This window comes from Bacillus sp. J33 (assembly GCF_000518885.1).
GTDB lineage: Bacteria > Bacillota > Bacilli > Bacillales > Cytobacillaceae > Cytobacillus.
The window spans coordinates 13,467-30,335 of sequence record NZ_JAEL01000017.1; the positions used below are offsets into that span (position 1 = coordinate 13,467).

Here is a 16,869-nt window from a genome sequence, read left to right on the forward strand (position 1 = left end):
TCATTAGGAGGATACATGATGCGATGGAAAGGAAGAAGAGCGAGTTCTAATGTAGAAGACCGAAGAGGCATGGGCGGAGGCGGAAAAACGCTTGTTGGCGGCGGTCTCGGAGGGATTATCATTTTGCTGATATTTACCTTTCTTGGAGGCAATCCGGAAGAGCTTTTAGGAAATATGACAGAAATGGATTCAGGCACATCTGTTCCATATGAAGAAACGGAACAGGAAAAAGAGCTTGCACAGTTCGTCTCTGTGGTGCTTGCCGATACGGAAGAGATATGGTCGGAGATATTTGAAGAACAAGGGCTAGTGTATGAAGAGCCGGCACTCGTCTTGTATTCTGGCAGCGTTCAGTCAGTCTGCGGGGCAGCAACTTCGGCTGCAGGTCCTTTCTATTGCCCGGGTGATAAAAAGCTGTATATTGATTTAAGTTTTTATGAGGAGCTGCAAAGGAAATTCAAAGCACCAGGGGACTTTGCCATGGCTTATGTTATTGCGCATGAAGTGGGGCATCATGTACAAACCCTATTAGGAACAACTGAAGAAATTATGCCCCTTCGCCAGCGTATGAGCGAAAAGAAGTTCAATCAGTATTTAGTCCGATTTGAATTGCAGGCAGACTATTATTCAGGTGTTTGGGCTCATCATGCACAGGGAATGGGCTATCTAGAGGAGGGAGACCTTGATGAAGCTTTGAACGCTGCAACAGCAGTCGGTGATGACACCCTTCAAAAAAGGGCACAAGGCTATGCAGTCCCTGAAAGCTTTACACATGGTACCTCTGAACAGAGAAAATCATGGTTTTATAAGGGCTTCCAAAATGGAACCCTTGAAGGCGGCAATACTTTTGAAAACAGTAATCTAAACAAATAAATAAAAAAAGCCAGAAGAGATAAGGCTCTTCTGGCTTTGAAAATTTTGTCTAATTGAAAAATTTCAACTCTCCGATTTTTTATTTAACGTACACCCTTCATATAAACCTGAATCTTAGGACTCAATAGGAACAAGATGATGGAAAGTACGATAGCGGCTGCACCGATTACACCGAAATATGTCATTTCTGTTTCTGGTGTGTAGAATTTTACAATTTGTGCGTTGATTGCCTGTGCTGCAGCGTTTGATAGGAACCAGAGGCTCATGGTTTGCGCTGAGAAGGCAGCAGGCGCTAATTTTGTTGTTGCTGATAGTCCCACAGGTGATAGCATAAGCTCACCGAGTACGACAATGAAGTAGCTAAGCACTAGCCATAATGGATTTACAAGCGAATCAGTTCCACCCAAATAAGCTGGCAGAAGAATAACGATGAATGATAAACCTGCAAATAAAAGTCCCATTGAGAATTTTTGCGGCACTGAAGGCTGGCGATCGCCAAGCTTCACCCACATCCATGCAAACACTGGAGCTAAGAAAATAATAAATAATGGGTTCAGGGATTGGAACCATGCAGGGGAAATATTTAATCCCATGAAGTCCAGCTGTGTCCGTTTATCTGCATAGTTGGCCAAAATCGTGGAACCCTGTTCCTGGATAGCCCAGAACATTACAGACGCAATAAATAGAGGGATATACGCAATAATGCGGGAACGCTCTACATCAGTTGTTTTCGGGCTTCGATACATAATTGTAAAGTAAACAATTGGAAGACCAATACCTAAAATACCTACAAGCGCAATGAATGAATCAACTGTTAATAGGCCTGTTGGGATCCCAACTGCAACCAGGATGGCAATAATGACTGCACCAATTCCAATGCGTGTGAAGACCTTTTTCTTCTCATCGCCCGTTAGCGGGTTGGCAACAAATGTTCCAGCCAATCCAAGATTCTTTTTCCTGGTGAAAATAAATAAAAGCAATCCGAAGAACATACCAACCGCAGCAATTCCGAAACCAAGATGGAAATTATAATTCATTCCAACTGTTCCGACAATTAACGGTGCAAGGAATCCCCCGAGGTTAATACCCATATAGAAAATACTGAATCCGGCGTCACGACGTGTATCTTCCGGACTGTAAATTTCACCTACAACACTGGAAACGTTCGGTTTTAATAATCCTGTACCAAGGACGATAAGGACCATTGAAACGAAGAACATGGCAAGGCTTCCAGGAACGGCTAGAGCAATATGACCAAGCATAATTAAAACTCCGCCATAGAAGACTGCATTTGAGGTTCCCAATATTCTGTCAGCAAGCCAGCCGCCAATAATACCGGACATATAAACTAATGAGCCATAGATAGACATGATGGCAAGAGCAGTTGTTTCATCAAGGCCCAATCCGCCTTTTGAAACCTCATAATACATATAAAATACAAGAATCGCTCTCATTCCATAGTAAGAAAAGCGCTCCCAAAACTCAGTGAAGAAAAGTGTGAATAAGCCCTTTGGATGGCCAAAGAAGCCTTTTTGAGGCACACTTTCAACAATTTTCTGCCTATTATTATCTGTCATGAATAATCCTCCTTTAGCTATTCTATAATATCTTTCTTTGTTTCCAATTGTCAAAAAAAGATTTATGAAGCCATGGTTATTATTGACTTTCTATGGTTAAAAATGAATCTATTCAAAAATATATCCAAAAGATTATTTTTTCGGAATAATTATTGTTTTAATTCTTTTCAAAAAATACTCCCATAGAAAAAGCCGCCCAAATCGGCGGCTTTTCGAAATTCTATTATACTTCTGCAAATACCGAAGCTTTCAGATTGTAAATATCAGCCTGTGCTTCACTGCTAGACAGCCTGTTTTTGCCCATTTTTTTGGACTTCAGCAGAAGATGGTCTGCATATACATAGGCTTTTTCAATTGAAAGCTGATTATTTATTTTATAGAAAAATAGTCCAAAGGAAGCGGTATATGAAAGGGATATTTTTTCTTCTTTATATTCGGCTTTAAAACTGCTGCCTTCTATTCCCCGGCGAATTTTTTCTGCCAATAACACAGCGTCCTCATAATTGCGATTTCTAAGGAAAATAGTGAATTCTTCCCCGCCGCTCCGGAACAAGTAATCTTCCCTGGAAAGATAGCTTTTCAATGTATTGGCAAAATGCCTGATTGCCTGGTCCCCAACGGCATGATTATAGCTGTCATTGATTTTTTTAAACTGATCGATATCTGCTACGATAATGCCAATACACTCATTTGTTTTATTTAACTCGGCTATTTTCTTGTCCATAAAAGCCCGATTATATACACCTGTCAAAAAGTCTGTGTAAGCCATTTGCTCAAACTTATCCCGCTCAATTTTATTTTGGAGCATTTGCGATTTTGATAGGAATGAGCGGCTTACGAGGTAGTTCAGGACAAATAAGCTAATGAGCATTTCCCATTTGCCTTCCTGAAGAAAAAGCAGCAAAAGGCCATTGGTGAAGGCTATTTTACCCATATCCAGAAGACTTCTGGTTTTAAAAAAATTAATTGCTTCACGTTTTGTTTTAATGTCCCCCAACAAAGTAAATACGGCAATTAAGAAACTGTCGGAAAGCAATGATGTGACAGTTATTAAAATCAGCATCGTCATCCAAAAACCGAATGGGATCGGCTGCAGTAGGGGATAAAGCAAATTAAACAAATAAAAGGCAATCGAGTTGCTGATCACAAAAGAGCCGATATTATAGAAGGTATGGACAAACTCATCCGGATCAGCGGTTTTTGTCCTCCTTTTATTAAAGTAAACGGTAAATCGGTAGATGCTTTCAAATATAAATAATCCTAGGGGACCCGTAAAAATCCCAATTGATAGGCTATAGTTGATCCCATAATCCATACTGGTGCTGCCATTTTTACTGATAATGCGCAAATGATGGTACAAGCTTGAAAAGAACCAATATATGAAGAGTGCTTTTAAATATGCAGAGCTCTCGACAATGATTCTAACTGAGGAAAAAGCTATGGCCATTGAAATGAAAAATAGAGACAGCATAAAGATTCTCGAGCCTTTCATGGAGCTGTTCTCCTTTCACTAGTATATATCTTTATTTATATATCTTTATTTTAAAGGAATTTTTTCTATAAAGTAGATTAATTTAAAATATTTAAACAATTTTACTGCGTTTTTTATTTCCCAGTCGCTCTTTATCCCTCAAGGTAGTGGGAGACCCACAGGCTAAGCCGAGGAGGTTTTCATCCTCCCCGGGGAAAGCAAATGCCCGCAGTGGAAAATCAACAGGCAGATTTTATAAGTAAAACAGCAATCTATTTGAAAAGAGCATATGTGTAAAAGGAATGATTAATATAATAGAGCGATTCGCGAAGTGCACAAAAATGAATACATGTAAACGATAGTGTATTCAATTGTGGACAATAAAGTAAACATGTATGCAATAGTGTATACTTGTTGGTATATCACTGTGTGTGCACTTTTGTGTACGTGTATTCAAATACGTACACATTTGCTGTTGTATTATTAAACCTTTACTTAGATAGCCAAAAGCAATTAAGCAAGGAATCTGTAATTCTCCCCTCCCATTAAGTTGTTTTATGAGAGTTAGTATCAAAAGCTTGTAAAAAATATTATTGATGTTTGTCCATTTACTTATAGTCCCTTTTAAATTAAAGGTTGTTTTCGTAGAGTTTGCTGCTAATCGGGTGGCTAACTAGGGTTAACCTCCTTGAGTTGATTGTAACGGAGGGCATGTGATCCTCGAAAATGCATCCGCATTTTCTTACGACGAGGTGTTTATTCAAGGATGCTTGTTCAATGTCCTGCTCAGGAGAGGGAAGTGGGAGACCCTACAGGCGAAGCCGAGGAAGCTCTCATTCCTTTCTGTGGAAAGCTCGAGTGCCCCGTCTGAAATCAACGAGCAGATATAAAAAAATTTATTAGAAAAAGAGCCTAAATAAATTAAAGAATTAATACCACGTAATCTCATCATCCATCGCCATATTTTAAAGTTCTCCCTAAAAATGAATGAAGAACTCAAATATTATGGTTATTACCGAGGATAGAAGTAGCTGCTGAATGAATAACTGCTGAGGAATAAGTTAGGCTTGAAAGAATCAAACTGTATTTTTTATCCTTCCCCCCTTCTTGTTGCAGCTTCCCGAGAAACATTAATCCATTGGCAGCATTAACAGAAAGTGCAATTAACTATATTTCCAACATTAGATAGTTCAATCTCCATTTTTGATAGGGCATTGCTCTTGCCTATTCGATAAGAACAATCATTTGTTAAAAAAGATAGGATTAAACTTCTGGATCCGAAACACAGCAATCAATAATTTTGAATATACTTCTGGGTTTGTGCGGTATACCATTAAGGGTATACGAACATCTGCAAACTATTAGGTTAGATCTGATTTACTTTAGTATTCTTATCTGACAGCAGGATTAGCTTATCCTATATTATAATCAACACGCCTCCAGGGTTTATTCATTTAAGTGTGTTTCACCCTCAAATAGAGGCTGGTTTTCATTAATTTTGCATTCACTATAAATCAAATAAGAAAATGGGATGAATTATTAAAAACATAGCAGCAGCAAGGATTAATTCTAGTAAATGTTAGTTGTAAACAGATATGTAAACAAGTGTACGGATTTGAATGCGATTGTGTTCATATGTGTAAACATGTATACGAAAGTGTGGACTTGTTGGTATAATTGGATGTGTGCAGTTGTGTTTACATGTAGTCAAAAAATGAAAACATGAACTGAAAAGTTTACACTTTGTTTACGTCTTTACGCTTTCATTACTTTTTTTCTCCTCTCATTGTAAAATCTAGTAATCTGGATTACTCTTAAATAAACACCTCTATATAAGAGTATGAAAGGATTGAAGTGAATTGAGTAATTCAAGAATTGCAGCAGTTGATGTAGGGAACGATTCTATTAAAGCGATATTTGGAAAAATGGATGCAGAATTAAACATACCAAACGTAATTGCAAGAGATGTTGAAGATAGACCAGTTATCGGAATTGAAGAGCTGGACAGCAAAAATCCGCTTGAAGGTATACATATTAGGGTCCACTCCCCTGCCCTGAAAGAAAATAATGCAATTTATCGTGTTGGACATTTGGCGACAAAAAGCGACAATGCCACAGAGCTTGATCCTGGAAGCAGTAAGTCTGAAGAAGACCAAACATTAGTAATGCTTTTTACAGCATTGGCATTGGATGCGGTTCAGAAGGATGGATCAACAGGCTTTAAAAAATCCGGGAATGTTATTGATTCGAACTATATGTTAGGGACAGGCCTTCCTCTTCGTGAAGTAAAGGAAGGGAAAGATGCAGGGTATCGTTCAAAACTGCTTGGATCAGTGCACCAAGTTGAATTCCTTGTAACACCTAAATATCAAGGATTAAAGGTAAACATCAAATTTGATGAAGTAAAAGTCTATCCTGAAGGGTTTGCGGCTTATATTAACCTTGTTATGGATAACAATTTAAACATCATTAATAAGGATCTAATTGATAAACGAATTCTGATTCAGGATATCGGGGGTCTTTCAACTGATATTGCTGTGATTAAAAACCGCAATGTAGATGATGATAAAGCTCAAGGATTTAACCTTGGAGTTTCAGAGGCGCTGGAATCCATTCGTGAAGAAATCAGATCCAAGCATGGTGTTGAGCTGGACAGCCGCAGAGATGTTGTTGAAATCATTACGAAAAAGAACGACCGCAACCACATCATGGTTAAAGGAAGCCGTACAAGTGTCCATGATATTACAGACCGTATCCTTCTGGACCTTGCCAAGAAGCAGTATCGCCTGCTCCGCAATGTATGGCAAAAGAACTCACAAACAGAAATCTGCTATTTTGTAGGCGGCGGTTCAATCGTTTTAAAAGATTATCTGAAGACATTAAATAATAATCTGGACGGCTATAATATTGATTTCTTCGAGGATGAAAAAGAAAGCATCTGGATGATGGCAAATGCTTATTATAAGCTGATCTCTGATTTTACAAGAAGAACGAATAAAGAAAAGGCAGACCAGGATAAAAAACCTGTTAAAGCCAACTAGGGTGATACTTCATGAAAAAAGCTTCCTCTTCTGAAATAAAGAGAGGGCAATCAATTTCCTTTCGTGTGCCATCTGATACACCTGACCATATACTTAAGCATCTGCAAAAGCTGAAGGAGACTGAAAGACGGAATTTTTCCAGTAAAATTGCAGAATTTGTTATGCAGGGAGTCAGCAGTTCTCAATCAAAGGACCGGGAAACCATTACCATTCCCCTTCCCAAAGGATTAAGCAAAATTCAAAGGGACTGGCTGAAGCATGAGCACTCAGAGGCATTGCTGGGAAGCATTCTTTATCAGCTGATAACAGATCCTGTGCGGGCTACGTCTTTGCTTGCTTCTATGAATAGCAGATCTTCAGATATAGATGAGGCATTGTATTTGCAAGAGGAGCCCAAACATGAGTTTGATCCGTATGATTCCGCGGCTGCAGCGTTAGAGGAATCTGAATCTCTGTCAGAAGCGAATTTGGCAGATATAGAAGACGATTTGCTTGATTTTGATTGGGAGAAAGCAAGAAAAGAACAGCAGGAACAGACTGAAGATAAACCTGAAGAGGAAAGTGAAGAAGATTTGGATGCACTTCTTGGCGGTTTTCTTTCACATATGAATAAATGAAGGAAAAAAGAGAGTTTTTCGGATATTGCCGAAACTCTCTTTTTTTGTATTTAGATAGGATTTTTCCGGGTAAATTACATGTACAGCCTTTTTTGGCACAAAAAGGAGGAATACAGTTGGTTTATGATTGCTTGATTGTCGGCGGAGGAATGGCAGGTCTGCAGGCTGCAATTCAGCTGGGCAGATATAAACATAATACTTTGGTGCTTGATGCAAATGATGGGCGTTCCACCATTTGCAGAAGCTATCATAATATCTTGGGGTATCCGGATGGCATAAGCGGCCAGGAATTGCGTGAGATTGGGAAACGGCATGCTGAAAGTCTTGGAGTGGAGTTTGCCATAGAAAAAATAGAGCAGGCCAAAAAGTCAGGCGAGGTATTCGAAGTTACAGCTAAAAGCGGAAAAAAGTACAAAGGCAAGCGAATATTGCTGGCGACAGGAGTTATGGACCGTATCCCTCCCTTCCCAGAATTAATGCCCTGCCTGGGCATTTCAGTGTATGTTTGCCCGGATTGCGACGGATATGAAGTTAGGGACAAACGCACAATTGTGCTTGGATCGGGAAACACGGGGGCTAATATGGCATTAACGTTATCCTATTGGACAGGTGATCTTGTTTTTGTTAACCATGAAAAAGCCGAAGTGAAGCAAAATTTAAATGAAAAAATGATTGAAAAGAATATTGAATACCATGAGGAAGCCATTCAAAAGGTACTGTCGGATGATGACAAATTTAACGGTGTACTGCTCGAAAGCGGAAAAGAGATTATAGGAGATAGAGGCTTTATTGCTTTTGGCGGCAACGAGGTAAAATCCGGTTTAGCCAAACAGCTGGGCGTAGAACGACTGGAGAATAAGCATATTGTGACAGATTCGCGTTCAAAAATGACGAATGTAAAAAATGTTTGGGCTGCTGGCGATGTCGCTGCCCATTCAGAACAAGTGACAATTGCCATGGGGGAAGGATCACAGGCGGCGATTTGGATTCATAAATCGCTTTTGCAGGAAAAAAACTAAATCGATTAGGTTTTAAACACATAGTAAAAGGGTAAATAACTTGGTTTATTTTTCAGCACTTTTCTCATATAATAGCCTATAAGCTAATAGGACAGTTCAAAAAGCCAGCGGATTGAATATCCATGCAGAGAAAGGTGTATGAATTGGAAAAAGAGAAACTGGATCTAGTTGTTCAGGAGTTGCTGGAGAGATCGGGGAGCCTTGTGAATATAAAACTGGAGAGTCATTTTCCGGGAAATCGTCTGGCAGGCGGTAAGTATAGCATGGGATCACATACCATAACACTATACATTGAAGAAATAAAAAATCAGTGCCAGCAATTATTCGCTACTACTGAATATTTTTTGGATTATTTTGCTGTGGTGTTTGCGCACGAACTAGGCCATGCTGAAGACAAACAGCTTGAAGTGCTTGCTGAAAGAATGGATCAATGCAGTTCTGGTCAGGATCGAAATCGAATTGCACTGAGAATAGAAGAAAATGCATGGGAGTTTGCTGAAAAACTGCTTACGGATATGGATAGGACCTTTATGCACAAGATCATTTACCATTCCTTAAAACCCTACTGGGATCAGCTTCAATTGGAGCCGGCCTAGACAATATGATGTTAGCCGCAGTCTGGAAGCTGCGGCATTTTTAAAATTTCATACTATACTCCACCCCAAAAATCCCCCTTTTTGTCACGAAAAGGGTATTGAAAAAAACAATTGTAAGCGTTACACTTACTGTAGTAGTATGCAAATGCTGAAAGCAAGCAGCTTTTTTTTATACCGCTCAATGCAAACGTTTGCGCACTGATGGAAATTTTATATATAAATTGAGGGTGGTAATATGAACAAAATTTGGTGGAAAGAAGCCGTTGGGTATCAAATTTATCCGCGCAGTTTCCAGGATTCGAATGGGGATGGGATTGGAGATCTTCAAGGAATTATTCAAAGGCTGGATTATATTAAGGGTTTAGGTATAGATGTTATATGGATTTGTCCAATGTACAAATCACCTAACGATGATAATGGCTATGATATTTCGGATTATCAGGATATTATGGAAGACTTCGGAACAATGGAGGATTTTAACGAGCTTCTAGATGAAGTTCATAAACGGGATATGAAATTGATTTTGGACCTTGTGCTAAACCATACAAGCGATGAGCATCCTTGGTTCATAGAATCCCGTTCATCCAAAGACAACCCAAAAAGAGATTGGTATATATGGAGAGATGGAAAAAACGGCAAGGAGCCAAATAACTGGGAAAGTATTTTTGGCGGCTCCGCTTGGGAATATGATGAAAAAACAGATCAATATTTCCTGCATGTTTTTTCAACAAAGCAGCCTGATTTAAATTGGGAAAACGAAGAAGTCCGTAACGCTCTATATGATACGGTTAATTGGTGGCTTGATAAAGGGATTGACGGTTTCAGGATTGATGCAATCAGCCATATTAAAAAGCGTTCAGGATTGCCTGATATGCCGAATCCAAAAAAGAAAAAGTATGTTTCTTCCTTCGATATGCATATGAACCAGGACGGAATCCATGAATTTTTAAAGGAATTTAAAGACCGTACGTATGCAAACTATGATGTCATGACAGTCGGCGAAGCGAACGGTGTCACGGTTGATGAGGCAGACCTGTGGGTTGGAGAAGAAAAAGGCAAGATGGATATGATTTTTCAATTTGAACATCTTGGCCTATGGGATGCCGAAACAAATCCCGAGCTTGATATTGTTGAGCTGAAAAAGGTTCTTACACGCTGGCAAAAAGGGCTTGAAAGTGATGGATGGAATGCACTGTTCATCGAAAATCATGATAAACCGCGTGTTGTCTCTACTTGGGGGAATGACCAGGAATATTGGCATCAAAGTGCCACTTCAATGGGTGCCATGTACTTCCTTATGCAGGGAACGCCATTCATTTACCAGGGACAGGAGATTGGCATGACAAATGTTCATTTTCCTTCTATTGATGATTATGATGATGTAGCAGTGAAAAATCTTTATCGGATTAAAAGCGAGGAAGGGATGTCCCACCAGGAAATCATGGATATCATTTGGGCATCTTCCCGTGATAATAGCCGGACGCCAATGCAGTGGTCAGCAAAGAGAAATGCAGGATTTACTACTGGCCAGCCATGGATGAAAGTAAATCCGAACTATACAGAAATCAATGTCGAAGTTCAATCTCAAGATGAAGATTCCATCCTTTCTTTTTATAAGAAAATGATCCGCCTGAAAAAAGAAAATGAAGTCTTCGCATACGGTCAATATGATTTATTGCTAAAGGATGATAAACAAATTTATGCGTATACCCGTACCTCTGATGATGACCAGGTAGTGGTGATTACGAATCTCTCATCAAAGGAAGCGAACTTCGTGTCAGAGTTTAGACTTTCATATGACCAGCTTTTATTGAATAACTACGCTGTTGAAGAGCATGAAGACTTTGGCTCTTTCACCCTAAAGCCTTATGAAGCGCGCGTATATCGTATAAAATAGTGTTATAAAAACAGGATCCTCATGTGAGAATCCTGTTTTTTTATTTATGAGATATTCATACCGAAGGAGGCTTTTTGAAAGCTGCGGGAAGTGCTAAAATGGGGAAAATAGGTAATGGAGGATTCGTTTATGGCGAAAGGGAAAACAAATGCGATGCGCATTTTGGATGCACAAAAGGTAGATTATGAATTAATCACCTATGACAGCCAGGACGGAAAGATTGATGGCGTTTCGGTTGCTGAGAAGATTGGAAAGGACCCAAAAGCTGTCTATAAAACGCTGGTTGCGCAGGGACACAGCAAGCAGGTATATGTATTTATCATACCGGTTGAAGATGAACTTGACCTGAAAAAAGCTGCCAGGGCTGCCGGTGAAAAAAAGATAGAAATGATTCCGGTTAAAGATATCCAGAAGCTTACCGGCTATATACGGGGCGGCTGTTCTCCAGTCGGCATGAAAAAGCAGTATCCTTCTTTTGTGGATGCCAAGGCTTCTGAACTGAACAAGATTATTGTCAGCGGCGGGAAGATCGGCATCCAAATGGAGCTGGAAATCGGCAATTTGCAGCGGGTGACAGAGGCAAAATTAGAGGATTTAGTGAAAAATGAATAGAAATAGCTGAAAAGAGTGCTGAATGTAGCTGATTTAGCGCTCTTTTTTTTATGAAGCGTACTTTTATCATCAACTTTCCCCAATATATCATCAACTCAGCAATTATATCCTCAACTTTTTGTTTATATCGTCAACTCCGCCTGATATATCATCAACTGGCAAATCACTCATCAGCTTTTTTTCTTGGGCATTCACCCATTCATTTCTCTCTGCATACTGTAAGGTGAAGATGCATTTCGAAAGGAAGTGTAAGAGTGGCTGGGAAGACACTAAATTACTTTGCCGGCGGAAATACAGCCCGCGGGTTCCACAGTTTATTTGATTCCAATCTTCAAGGGCTTGACCGTTTATTTATTTTAAAGGGCGGGCCGGGGACTGGGAAATCTTCTCTGATGAAAGCGATTGGAGCGGAGTTATCTGAAAAAGGCTATGATCTTGAATACATCCATTGCTCTTCTGATAATAATTCGATCGACGGAGTCATCATTCCGGCGTTAAAAGCAGGCATCGTAGATGGAACAGCGCCACATGTCATTGAACCGAAAGCGCCTGGAGCGGTTGATGAATATATCAATCTGGGAGAAGCTTGGGATTCCAGGGCCTTGGCCGGGAAAAAAGAAGAAATTACCACATTGGCAAAACAGATAAGCTGTTCTTTCGCAACAGCGTATGAAACATTTGCTGAAGCGCTGAAAATCCATGATGAATGGGAAAAAATCTACATTGAAAATATGAATTTTCAAAAGGCGGATGAACTGACGAAAAAGCTTATTCGGAATTTCTATGGAAACATGAAATTAAATAAAACACCTTTAGTTAAGCATCGTTATTTAGGGGCAGCTACACCAACCGGTGCAGTCGATTTTGTGCCAAACCTTACTGAAGATATTCAAAAACGTTATTTTATCAAAGGGCGTCCGGGTTCCGGGAAGTCGACCATGCTGAAAAAGCTGGCAGCAGAGGCTGAAAGCCGTGGATTTGATATTGAAATCTATCATTGCGGCTTTGATCCGCACAGCCTGGATATGATTATTGTCAGAGAGCTGGGGCTGGCCATTTTCGATAGCACAGCACCACATGAATATTTTCCTGATCGAGACGGTGATGAAATCATTGATATGTATGATATCACCATCAATTCAGGCACAGATGAAATTTATGCCGAACAGATTAAAGACATCAGCACCCGTTATAAAAATAAAATGAGTGAAGCTATTTCTTATTTGGCTAATGCAAAAAGCCATCATGAAGAACTGGAAAAAATTTATGTTTCTGCGATGGACTTTGAGGCAGTAGAACGGATTAAAGAAAAGATCCGCTCTGAGCTTCTGCTGATTTCCGAAAAGGTTTAGTCAGTTATCGTGCAATAAGGATATTGAAAGGAGATCAAAATTGATGGATTACACAAATTACCCGTTTTATCCGTACATGCCGGACTATTATTATGATGGGCGCACGTTTCCAGGAGGATTCCCTGGCGGCGGGTTTGGACTTCCAGGATTTCCGCCAGGCGGGGGATTTGGACCGCCCGGACCGCCACCAGGTGGACCAGGAGGAGGATTCGGGCCTCCAAGTGGAGGAGGACAGCCGGATGGCCCTCCGGCATCGCCGCCGCCAAGCTTTACTCCGCAGATGCAGCAGGTCACCACATTTGCCGTTGATCCAGGGGCCATAAGAGGCTGTTTATTTCGTTACACCTACATTTGGCTCGAAAATGGCCGCAGCTTCTGGTTCTATCCGACATTTGTCGGCAGAACCTCTGTAGCCGGCTGGCGCTGGAGAAGATGGCGCTGGACCTTTTACGGAACAGATCTTAGAAGAATCAGATCTTTCCAGTGCTTTTAATAAACGGTGGACACAAAAAGGGTACCCCCTCATGGGATACCCTTTTCACATTTAAAAAATAATATGCGCAGCCAGTACAATTACCGGCAGAGTAATTATAGTTCTTTCCAGGAAAATGATGATTAAGTCCTTTAAAGAAACCGGAATTTTAGAACCAAGCAGCAGTCCGCCCACTTCAGACATGTAAATCAGCTGTGTAACGGAGACGGAGGCAACGATAAAGCGAGTCATTTCGCTCTCAATTCCAGCACCGATAACAGATGGGAGGAACATGTCCGCAAAACCGACGATCATCGTTTCAGAAGCTGCAGCAGCCTCTGGAACCTGCATAAGCTGCAGCAGCGGAATGAAAGGCATTCCCAGATATTTGAATACGGGTGTGTACTCAGCGATGATCAGGGCAAGTGTACCAAGTGCCATGACAATTGGAGCAACGCCCATCCACATATCAAGGATGTTTTTGGCACCTTGTTCAAAGAAATGCTTCACACTTTGATGGCCTTTTGCTTTTTCTACGGCCTTGGAAATCCCCCAGCTAATGGGTGTATGGCCCTCTGGAATCGTTTCGTCCAGGCCGCCTTCCTGTCCGTTGTAATAAGTATCCGGCTTTCGGGATAAAGGCGGGATTCTTGGACTAATAATCGCAGCGATAAAACCTGCTGCTGTAATAGTTAAATAAAAAGGCACAAATAAATGGCCAAGATTAACCTGGGAAATGACTACAAGGCTAAAGGTAATGGACACGACTGAGAAAGTGGTGCCAATGATGGCTGCTTCTCTCTTTGTATAATAGCCTTCTTCATATTGTTTGCTTGTTAAAAGAACGCCAATGGTTCCATCTCCAAGCCAGGAAGCAACACAGTCAATGGATGATCTTCCTGGAAGCCTGAAAATAGGGCGCATGACCTTTGTTAAGAGTGACCCGAAAAATTCAAGCAGGCCAAAGTTCAAAAGAAGCGGCAGGAAAAGTCCTGCAAACAAAAACACCGAAAAAAGTATCGGCAGCAAATCGTTTAGCAGCAAGCCACCTGTATTTTCAGACCAAACTTGTTCCGGCCCAATTTCAAATAGTGTCATAACCGCAAAAATGCTTCCCAGTACTCTCGCGGCAAACCAAATAGCTGGAACATCGAATAAGGTTTTAAAGAAAGGGCTTCTTTCAATGAAGGCCGGATTAAAAAATTTAGCAGCAATCGTACCAAGAAGAGTCAAAACAATAATAAAGGTCATGATTTCAGGAAGATAAGCAGCAAGCCATTCCTGTACCCATCCGGAAAAAATGGCGATTGGAATCGTGATTTCACCGTTATATTTTAGCGGAACCATAAAGAAGCTGATTCCGATAAGTGATGGTACAACAAATTTTAGGATTTCAGAAGATGTATATTTCTTTCTGGATGCATCAGTCAATACTATTCACCTTTTCCTTATATTTGGCAGTGTTAAAGCTGATTGTTGATTTTTGCACCCTGGAGCGGAAATCAACAGGCAAGTTTAACAGAGCTTTATATTTATAAACCAAAAGTAATTTTAATTCATATTCTCTAAAAAGCCAACTCCTTTCTCTTAAATTCCACCGTTTACCTCTCTTTTAAACGTAAAAGAGATTATTTTAACAAGCATATTTTCATCTCCCATATTATGTTAAAATGTGAAATAATCAAAAAAATCAAAAAGCGGGTGGGTGAATGTTTAGGTTTCGGTTATATTGGACCTTCACAAAGAAGGCTTTTCTTCGTTCGGCTGTTTACCGGTTCGATGTATGGTCGAGGCTTGGCTCCAATCTGATTTTCCTGCTTATGTGGGGTTCCATTTGGACTGCATTATATGCAGGGAGAGAAGAATCGGGCGGTGTGAGCTTTAAAGCCATGCTGACATATATTGTGGTCAGCCAATTTTTAACGGGAGTCAATGGAGCAGGAACTCCGCTTTGGGAGATTCAGGAGAAAGTCCGTACAGGGGATATTTCCCTGGAATTAATGCGCCCGTTTAATGTCCCGCTGCGCTATCTGTTTGCCGACTTCGGAAGTGTTGCATTTTACATTCTCACAGCCCTGCTGCCATTATACACGGTGCTTTTTCTGTTTATGGACCTGGCCTTGCCGTACAGCTGGCAGACATGGACTTTATTTATCATTTCAGCATTTATCGGATTCCTGATTCGCTATTGCATTGAAATGTCGTTTGGATTGCTTTCATTCTTTCTTGTGGAAACAGGCGGAGTTGTTGATATTTTTTACTTCGCGATGTCCCTTCTGTCCGGATCAGTCATTCCGCTTTGGTTTTTTCCAGGCTGGCTTGAAAAAATGGCTCTTTATTTGCCGTTTCAAGGAATCTATTACATACCAAATACGATTTTTATAGGTGAAATAACTGGGCGTACGATCTTGCTGTCCCTTGGAATTCAATTATTCTGGGTCGCTGTTTGCTGCCTTTTATTAAGGCTCGTCTGGAATCGGGCGTCACACAAAGTTATTGTTCAGGGGGGATAGAGTGTGGGAATATTAAAATATTTCGATCTATATTTTAAACTCATCTCCGCTGGCGTAAGGGCACAGCTGCAGTATCGTTTTGCATTTGTCATGAGGATTGTTGGGCTGATTACCTCCTATGCCGGTACCGCAGTTACCATGTGGATTATGCTTTACCAATTTCAGGAATTGGGTTCCTGGACTTTTTTTGAAATGCTATTCCTGTTTGCCGTCGCTGTTTTATCCTGGGGGTTCTGCATCATTTTATTTTTTCACTTTAGGGGATTGGACACGTATATCTTAAATGGCACGTTTGACCGCTTTCTGGTCAGGCCCATTAATCCCTTCTTTCATTTCATGGCGATGAAATTCGATGTGGCTTCTTTTGGGCAATTTATTTTCAGTATTGGTATTTTCATTTGGGTCAGCTTTGAACTGCAGCTTGATTGGACCATAGGAAAAAGTCTATTTTTGCTGTTTTCAGTGGTTGGAGGCGTCCTCATTCAGGGCGGTCTGCTTGTGATGATTTCTGCACTCGCATTCTGGACGACGAAATCAGAGCAGTTTTACTGGGTAGCTATGTATCCTGCGAGAAATTTAACTAACTATCCATTGGTCATTTATCCAAAAGCTGTGCAGTGGTTTACCGCCTTTGTCGTTCCATTCGGCTTTGTAAACTATTTTCCCGCTGCCGTTTTGCTTGAAAAAGAGACCCCGTTCTTCCCTGAGAATATAGGTTTTTTTTCGCCGCTTGTCGGAATTGTCTTTTTTGTTATTGCCTATTATATTTGGATGCTGGGTTTAAAGAGATATAAGAGTACAGGATCTTAACATAGATTAGGAGGGCTAG

The 16,869-nt window shown here is 40.5% G+C and carries 14 protein-coding genes; 11 read left to right on the forward strand and 3 right to left on the reverse strand.

The genetic code is table 11. The annotated features are described in order from the left end of the window. The first annotated feature begins 18 nt into the window (after window positions 1-18). Window positions 19-873 (forward strand): KPN_02809 family neutral zinc metallopeptidase, encoded by an 855-nt coding sequence (gene ypfJ / locus L634_RS0107365; RefSeq protein WP_026581897.1) that lies wholly within the window; start codon window positions 19-21, stop codon window positions 871-873. Window positions 874-956: 83 nt separating this feature from the next. Here the strand turns inward: ypfJ and L634_RS0107370 are convergent, their stop codons facing one another. Further along, a complete protein-coding gene (locus tag L634_RS0107370; protein WP_026581898.1) occupies window positions 957-2,450 on the reverse strand; it encodes a peptide MFS transporter in 1,494 nt (497 codons plus the stop codon). A gap of 223 nt (window positions 2,451-2,673) precedes the next feature. Next, the gene (locus tag L634_RS0107375; protein WP_026581899.1) at window positions 2,674-3,942 is read right to left on the reverse strand and encodes a GGDEF domain-containing protein; all 1,269 of its coding nucleotides are present in this window, start codon (window positions 3,940-3,942) and stop codon (window positions 2,674-2,676) included. A 1,838-nt stretch (window positions 3,943-5,780) separates the two neighbouring features. Between L634_RS0107375 and L634_RS0107385 the strand changes: the two genes are divergently transcribed. The 8 genes from L634_RS0107385 (at window position 5,781) to L634_RS0107420 (ending at window position 13,548) form a co-directional block, all read left to right on the forward strand. Further along, window positions 5,781-6,962, forward strand: coding sequence for a ParM/StbA family protein (locus tag L634_RS0107385; RefSeq protein WP_026581900.1), 1,182 nt, complete (start codon window positions 5,781-5,783; stop codon window positions 6,960-6,962). 11 nt (window positions 6,963-6,973) lie between these two features. Next, a complete protein-coding gene (locus L634_RS0107390; RefSeq protein WP_026581901.1) occupies window positions 6,974-7,579 on the forward strand; it encodes a hypothetical protein in 606 nt (201 codons plus the stop codon). Window positions 7,580-7,695: 116 nt separating this feature from the next. Further along, on the forward strand, window positions 7,696-8,598 hold the full coding sequence (locus L634_RS0107395) for an NAD(P)/FAD-dependent oxidoreductase (RefSeq protein WP_026581902.1): 903 nt from the start codon (window positions 7,696-7,698) through the stop codon (window positions 8,596-8,598). Between the two features lie 134 nt (window positions 8,599-8,732). After that, on the forward strand, window positions 8,733-9,194 hold the full coding sequence (locus tag L634_RS0107400; protein ID WP_232233727.1) for a hypothetical protein: 462 nt from the start codon (window positions 8,733-8,735) through the stop codon (window positions 9,192-9,194). Between the two features lie 235 nt (window positions 9,195-9,429). Then, window positions 9,430-11,091: a glycoside hydrolase family 13 protein gene (locus L634_RS0107405; protein ID WP_026581904.1), complete on the forward strand. Its 1,662-nt coding sequence runs from the start codon at window positions 9,430-9,432 to the stop codon at window positions 11,089-11,091. A 129-nt stretch (window positions 11,092-11,220) separates the two neighbouring features. Continuing rightward, window positions 11,221-11,703 carry a Cys-tRNA(Pro) deacylase gene (gene ybaK / locus L634_RS0107410; protein ID WP_026581905.1) on the forward strand — a complete coding sequence of 161 codons (483 nt, stop codon included), beginning with the start codon at window positions 11,221-11,223 and terminating at the stop codon, window positions 11,701-11,703. Window positions 11,704-11,957: 254 nt separating this feature from the next. Next, the gene (locus tag L634_RS0107415; RefSeq protein WP_026581906.1) at window positions 11,958-13,055 is read left to right on the forward strand and encodes a PRK06851 family protein; all 1,098 of its coding nucleotides are present in this window, start codon (window positions 11,958-11,960) and stop codon (window positions 13,053-13,055) included. A 43-nt stretch (window positions 13,056-13,098) separates the two neighbouring features. Beyond that, a complete protein-coding gene (locus L634_RS0107420; RefSeq protein ID WP_026581907.1) occupies window positions 13,099-13,548 on the forward strand; it encodes a hypothetical protein in 450 nt (149 codons plus the stop codon). A gap of 51 nt (window positions 13,549-13,599) precedes the next feature. Here L634_RS0107420 and L634_RS0107425 read toward each other — a convergent pair whose 3' ends face one another. Next, window positions 13,600-14,874 carry a YjiH family protein gene (locus L634_RS0107425; protein WP_198029722.1) on the reverse strand — a complete coding sequence of 425 codons (1,275 nt, stop codon included), beginning with the start codon at window positions 14,872-14,874 and terminating at the stop codon, window positions 13,600-13,602. A gap of 362 nt (window positions 14,875-15,236) precedes the next feature. On the opposite strand from L634_RS0107425, the gene L634_RS0107435 reads away from it, so the two are divergent. Beyond that, window positions 15,237-16,040, forward strand: a complete 804-nt coding sequence (locus L634_RS0107435; protein WP_026581909.1) for an ABC transporter permease — start codon at window positions 15,237-15,239, stop codon at window positions 16,038-16,040. 3 nt (window positions 16,041-16,043) lie between these two features. Next, window positions 16,044-16,850: an ABC transporter permease gene (locus tag L634_RS0107440; RefSeq protein WP_026581910.1), complete on the forward strand. Its 807-nt coding sequence runs from the start codon at window positions 16,044-16,046 to the stop codon at window positions 16,848-16,850. Window positions 16,851-16,869 lie beyond the last annotated feature (19 nt).

Bases quoted from the DNA above. Each gene is read 5' to 3' on its own strand.
- ypfJ (WP_026581897.1), top strand. From the start codon at position 19: ATGCGATGGAAAGGAAGAAGAGCGAGTTCTAATGTAGAAGACCGAAGA.
- L634_RS0107370 (WP_026581898.1), bottom strand. From the start codon at position 2,450: ATGACAGATAATAATAGGCAGAAAATTGTTGAAAGTGTGCCTCAAAAA.
- L634_RS0107375 (WP_026581899.1), bottom strand. From the start codon at position 3,942: ATGAAAGGCTCGAGAATCTTTATGCTGTCTCTATTTTTCATTTCAATG.
- L634_RS0107390 (WP_026581901.1), top strand. From the start codon at position 6,974: ATGAAAAAAGCTTCCTCTTCTGAAATAAAGAGAGGGCAATCAATTTCC.
- L634_RS0107405 (WP_026581904.1), top strand. From the start codon at position 9,430: ATGAACAAAATTTGGTGGAAAGAAGCCGTTGGGTATCAAATTTATCCG.
- ybaK (WP_026581905.1), top strand. From the start codon at position 11,221: ATGGCGAAAGGGAAAACAAATGCGATGCGCATTTTGGATGCACAAAAG.
- L634_RS0107420 (WP_026581907.1), top strand. From the start codon at position 13,099: ATGGATTACACAAATTACCCGTTTTATCCGTACATGCCGGACTATTAT.
- L634_RS0107425 (WP_198029722.1), bottom strand. From the start codon at position 14,874: ATGGTTCCGCTAAAATATAACGGTGAAATCACGATTCCAATCGCCATT.
- L634_RS0107435 (WP_026581909.1), top strand. From the start codon at position 15,237: ATGTTTAGGTTTCGGTTATATTGGACCTTCACAAAGAAGGCTTTTCTT.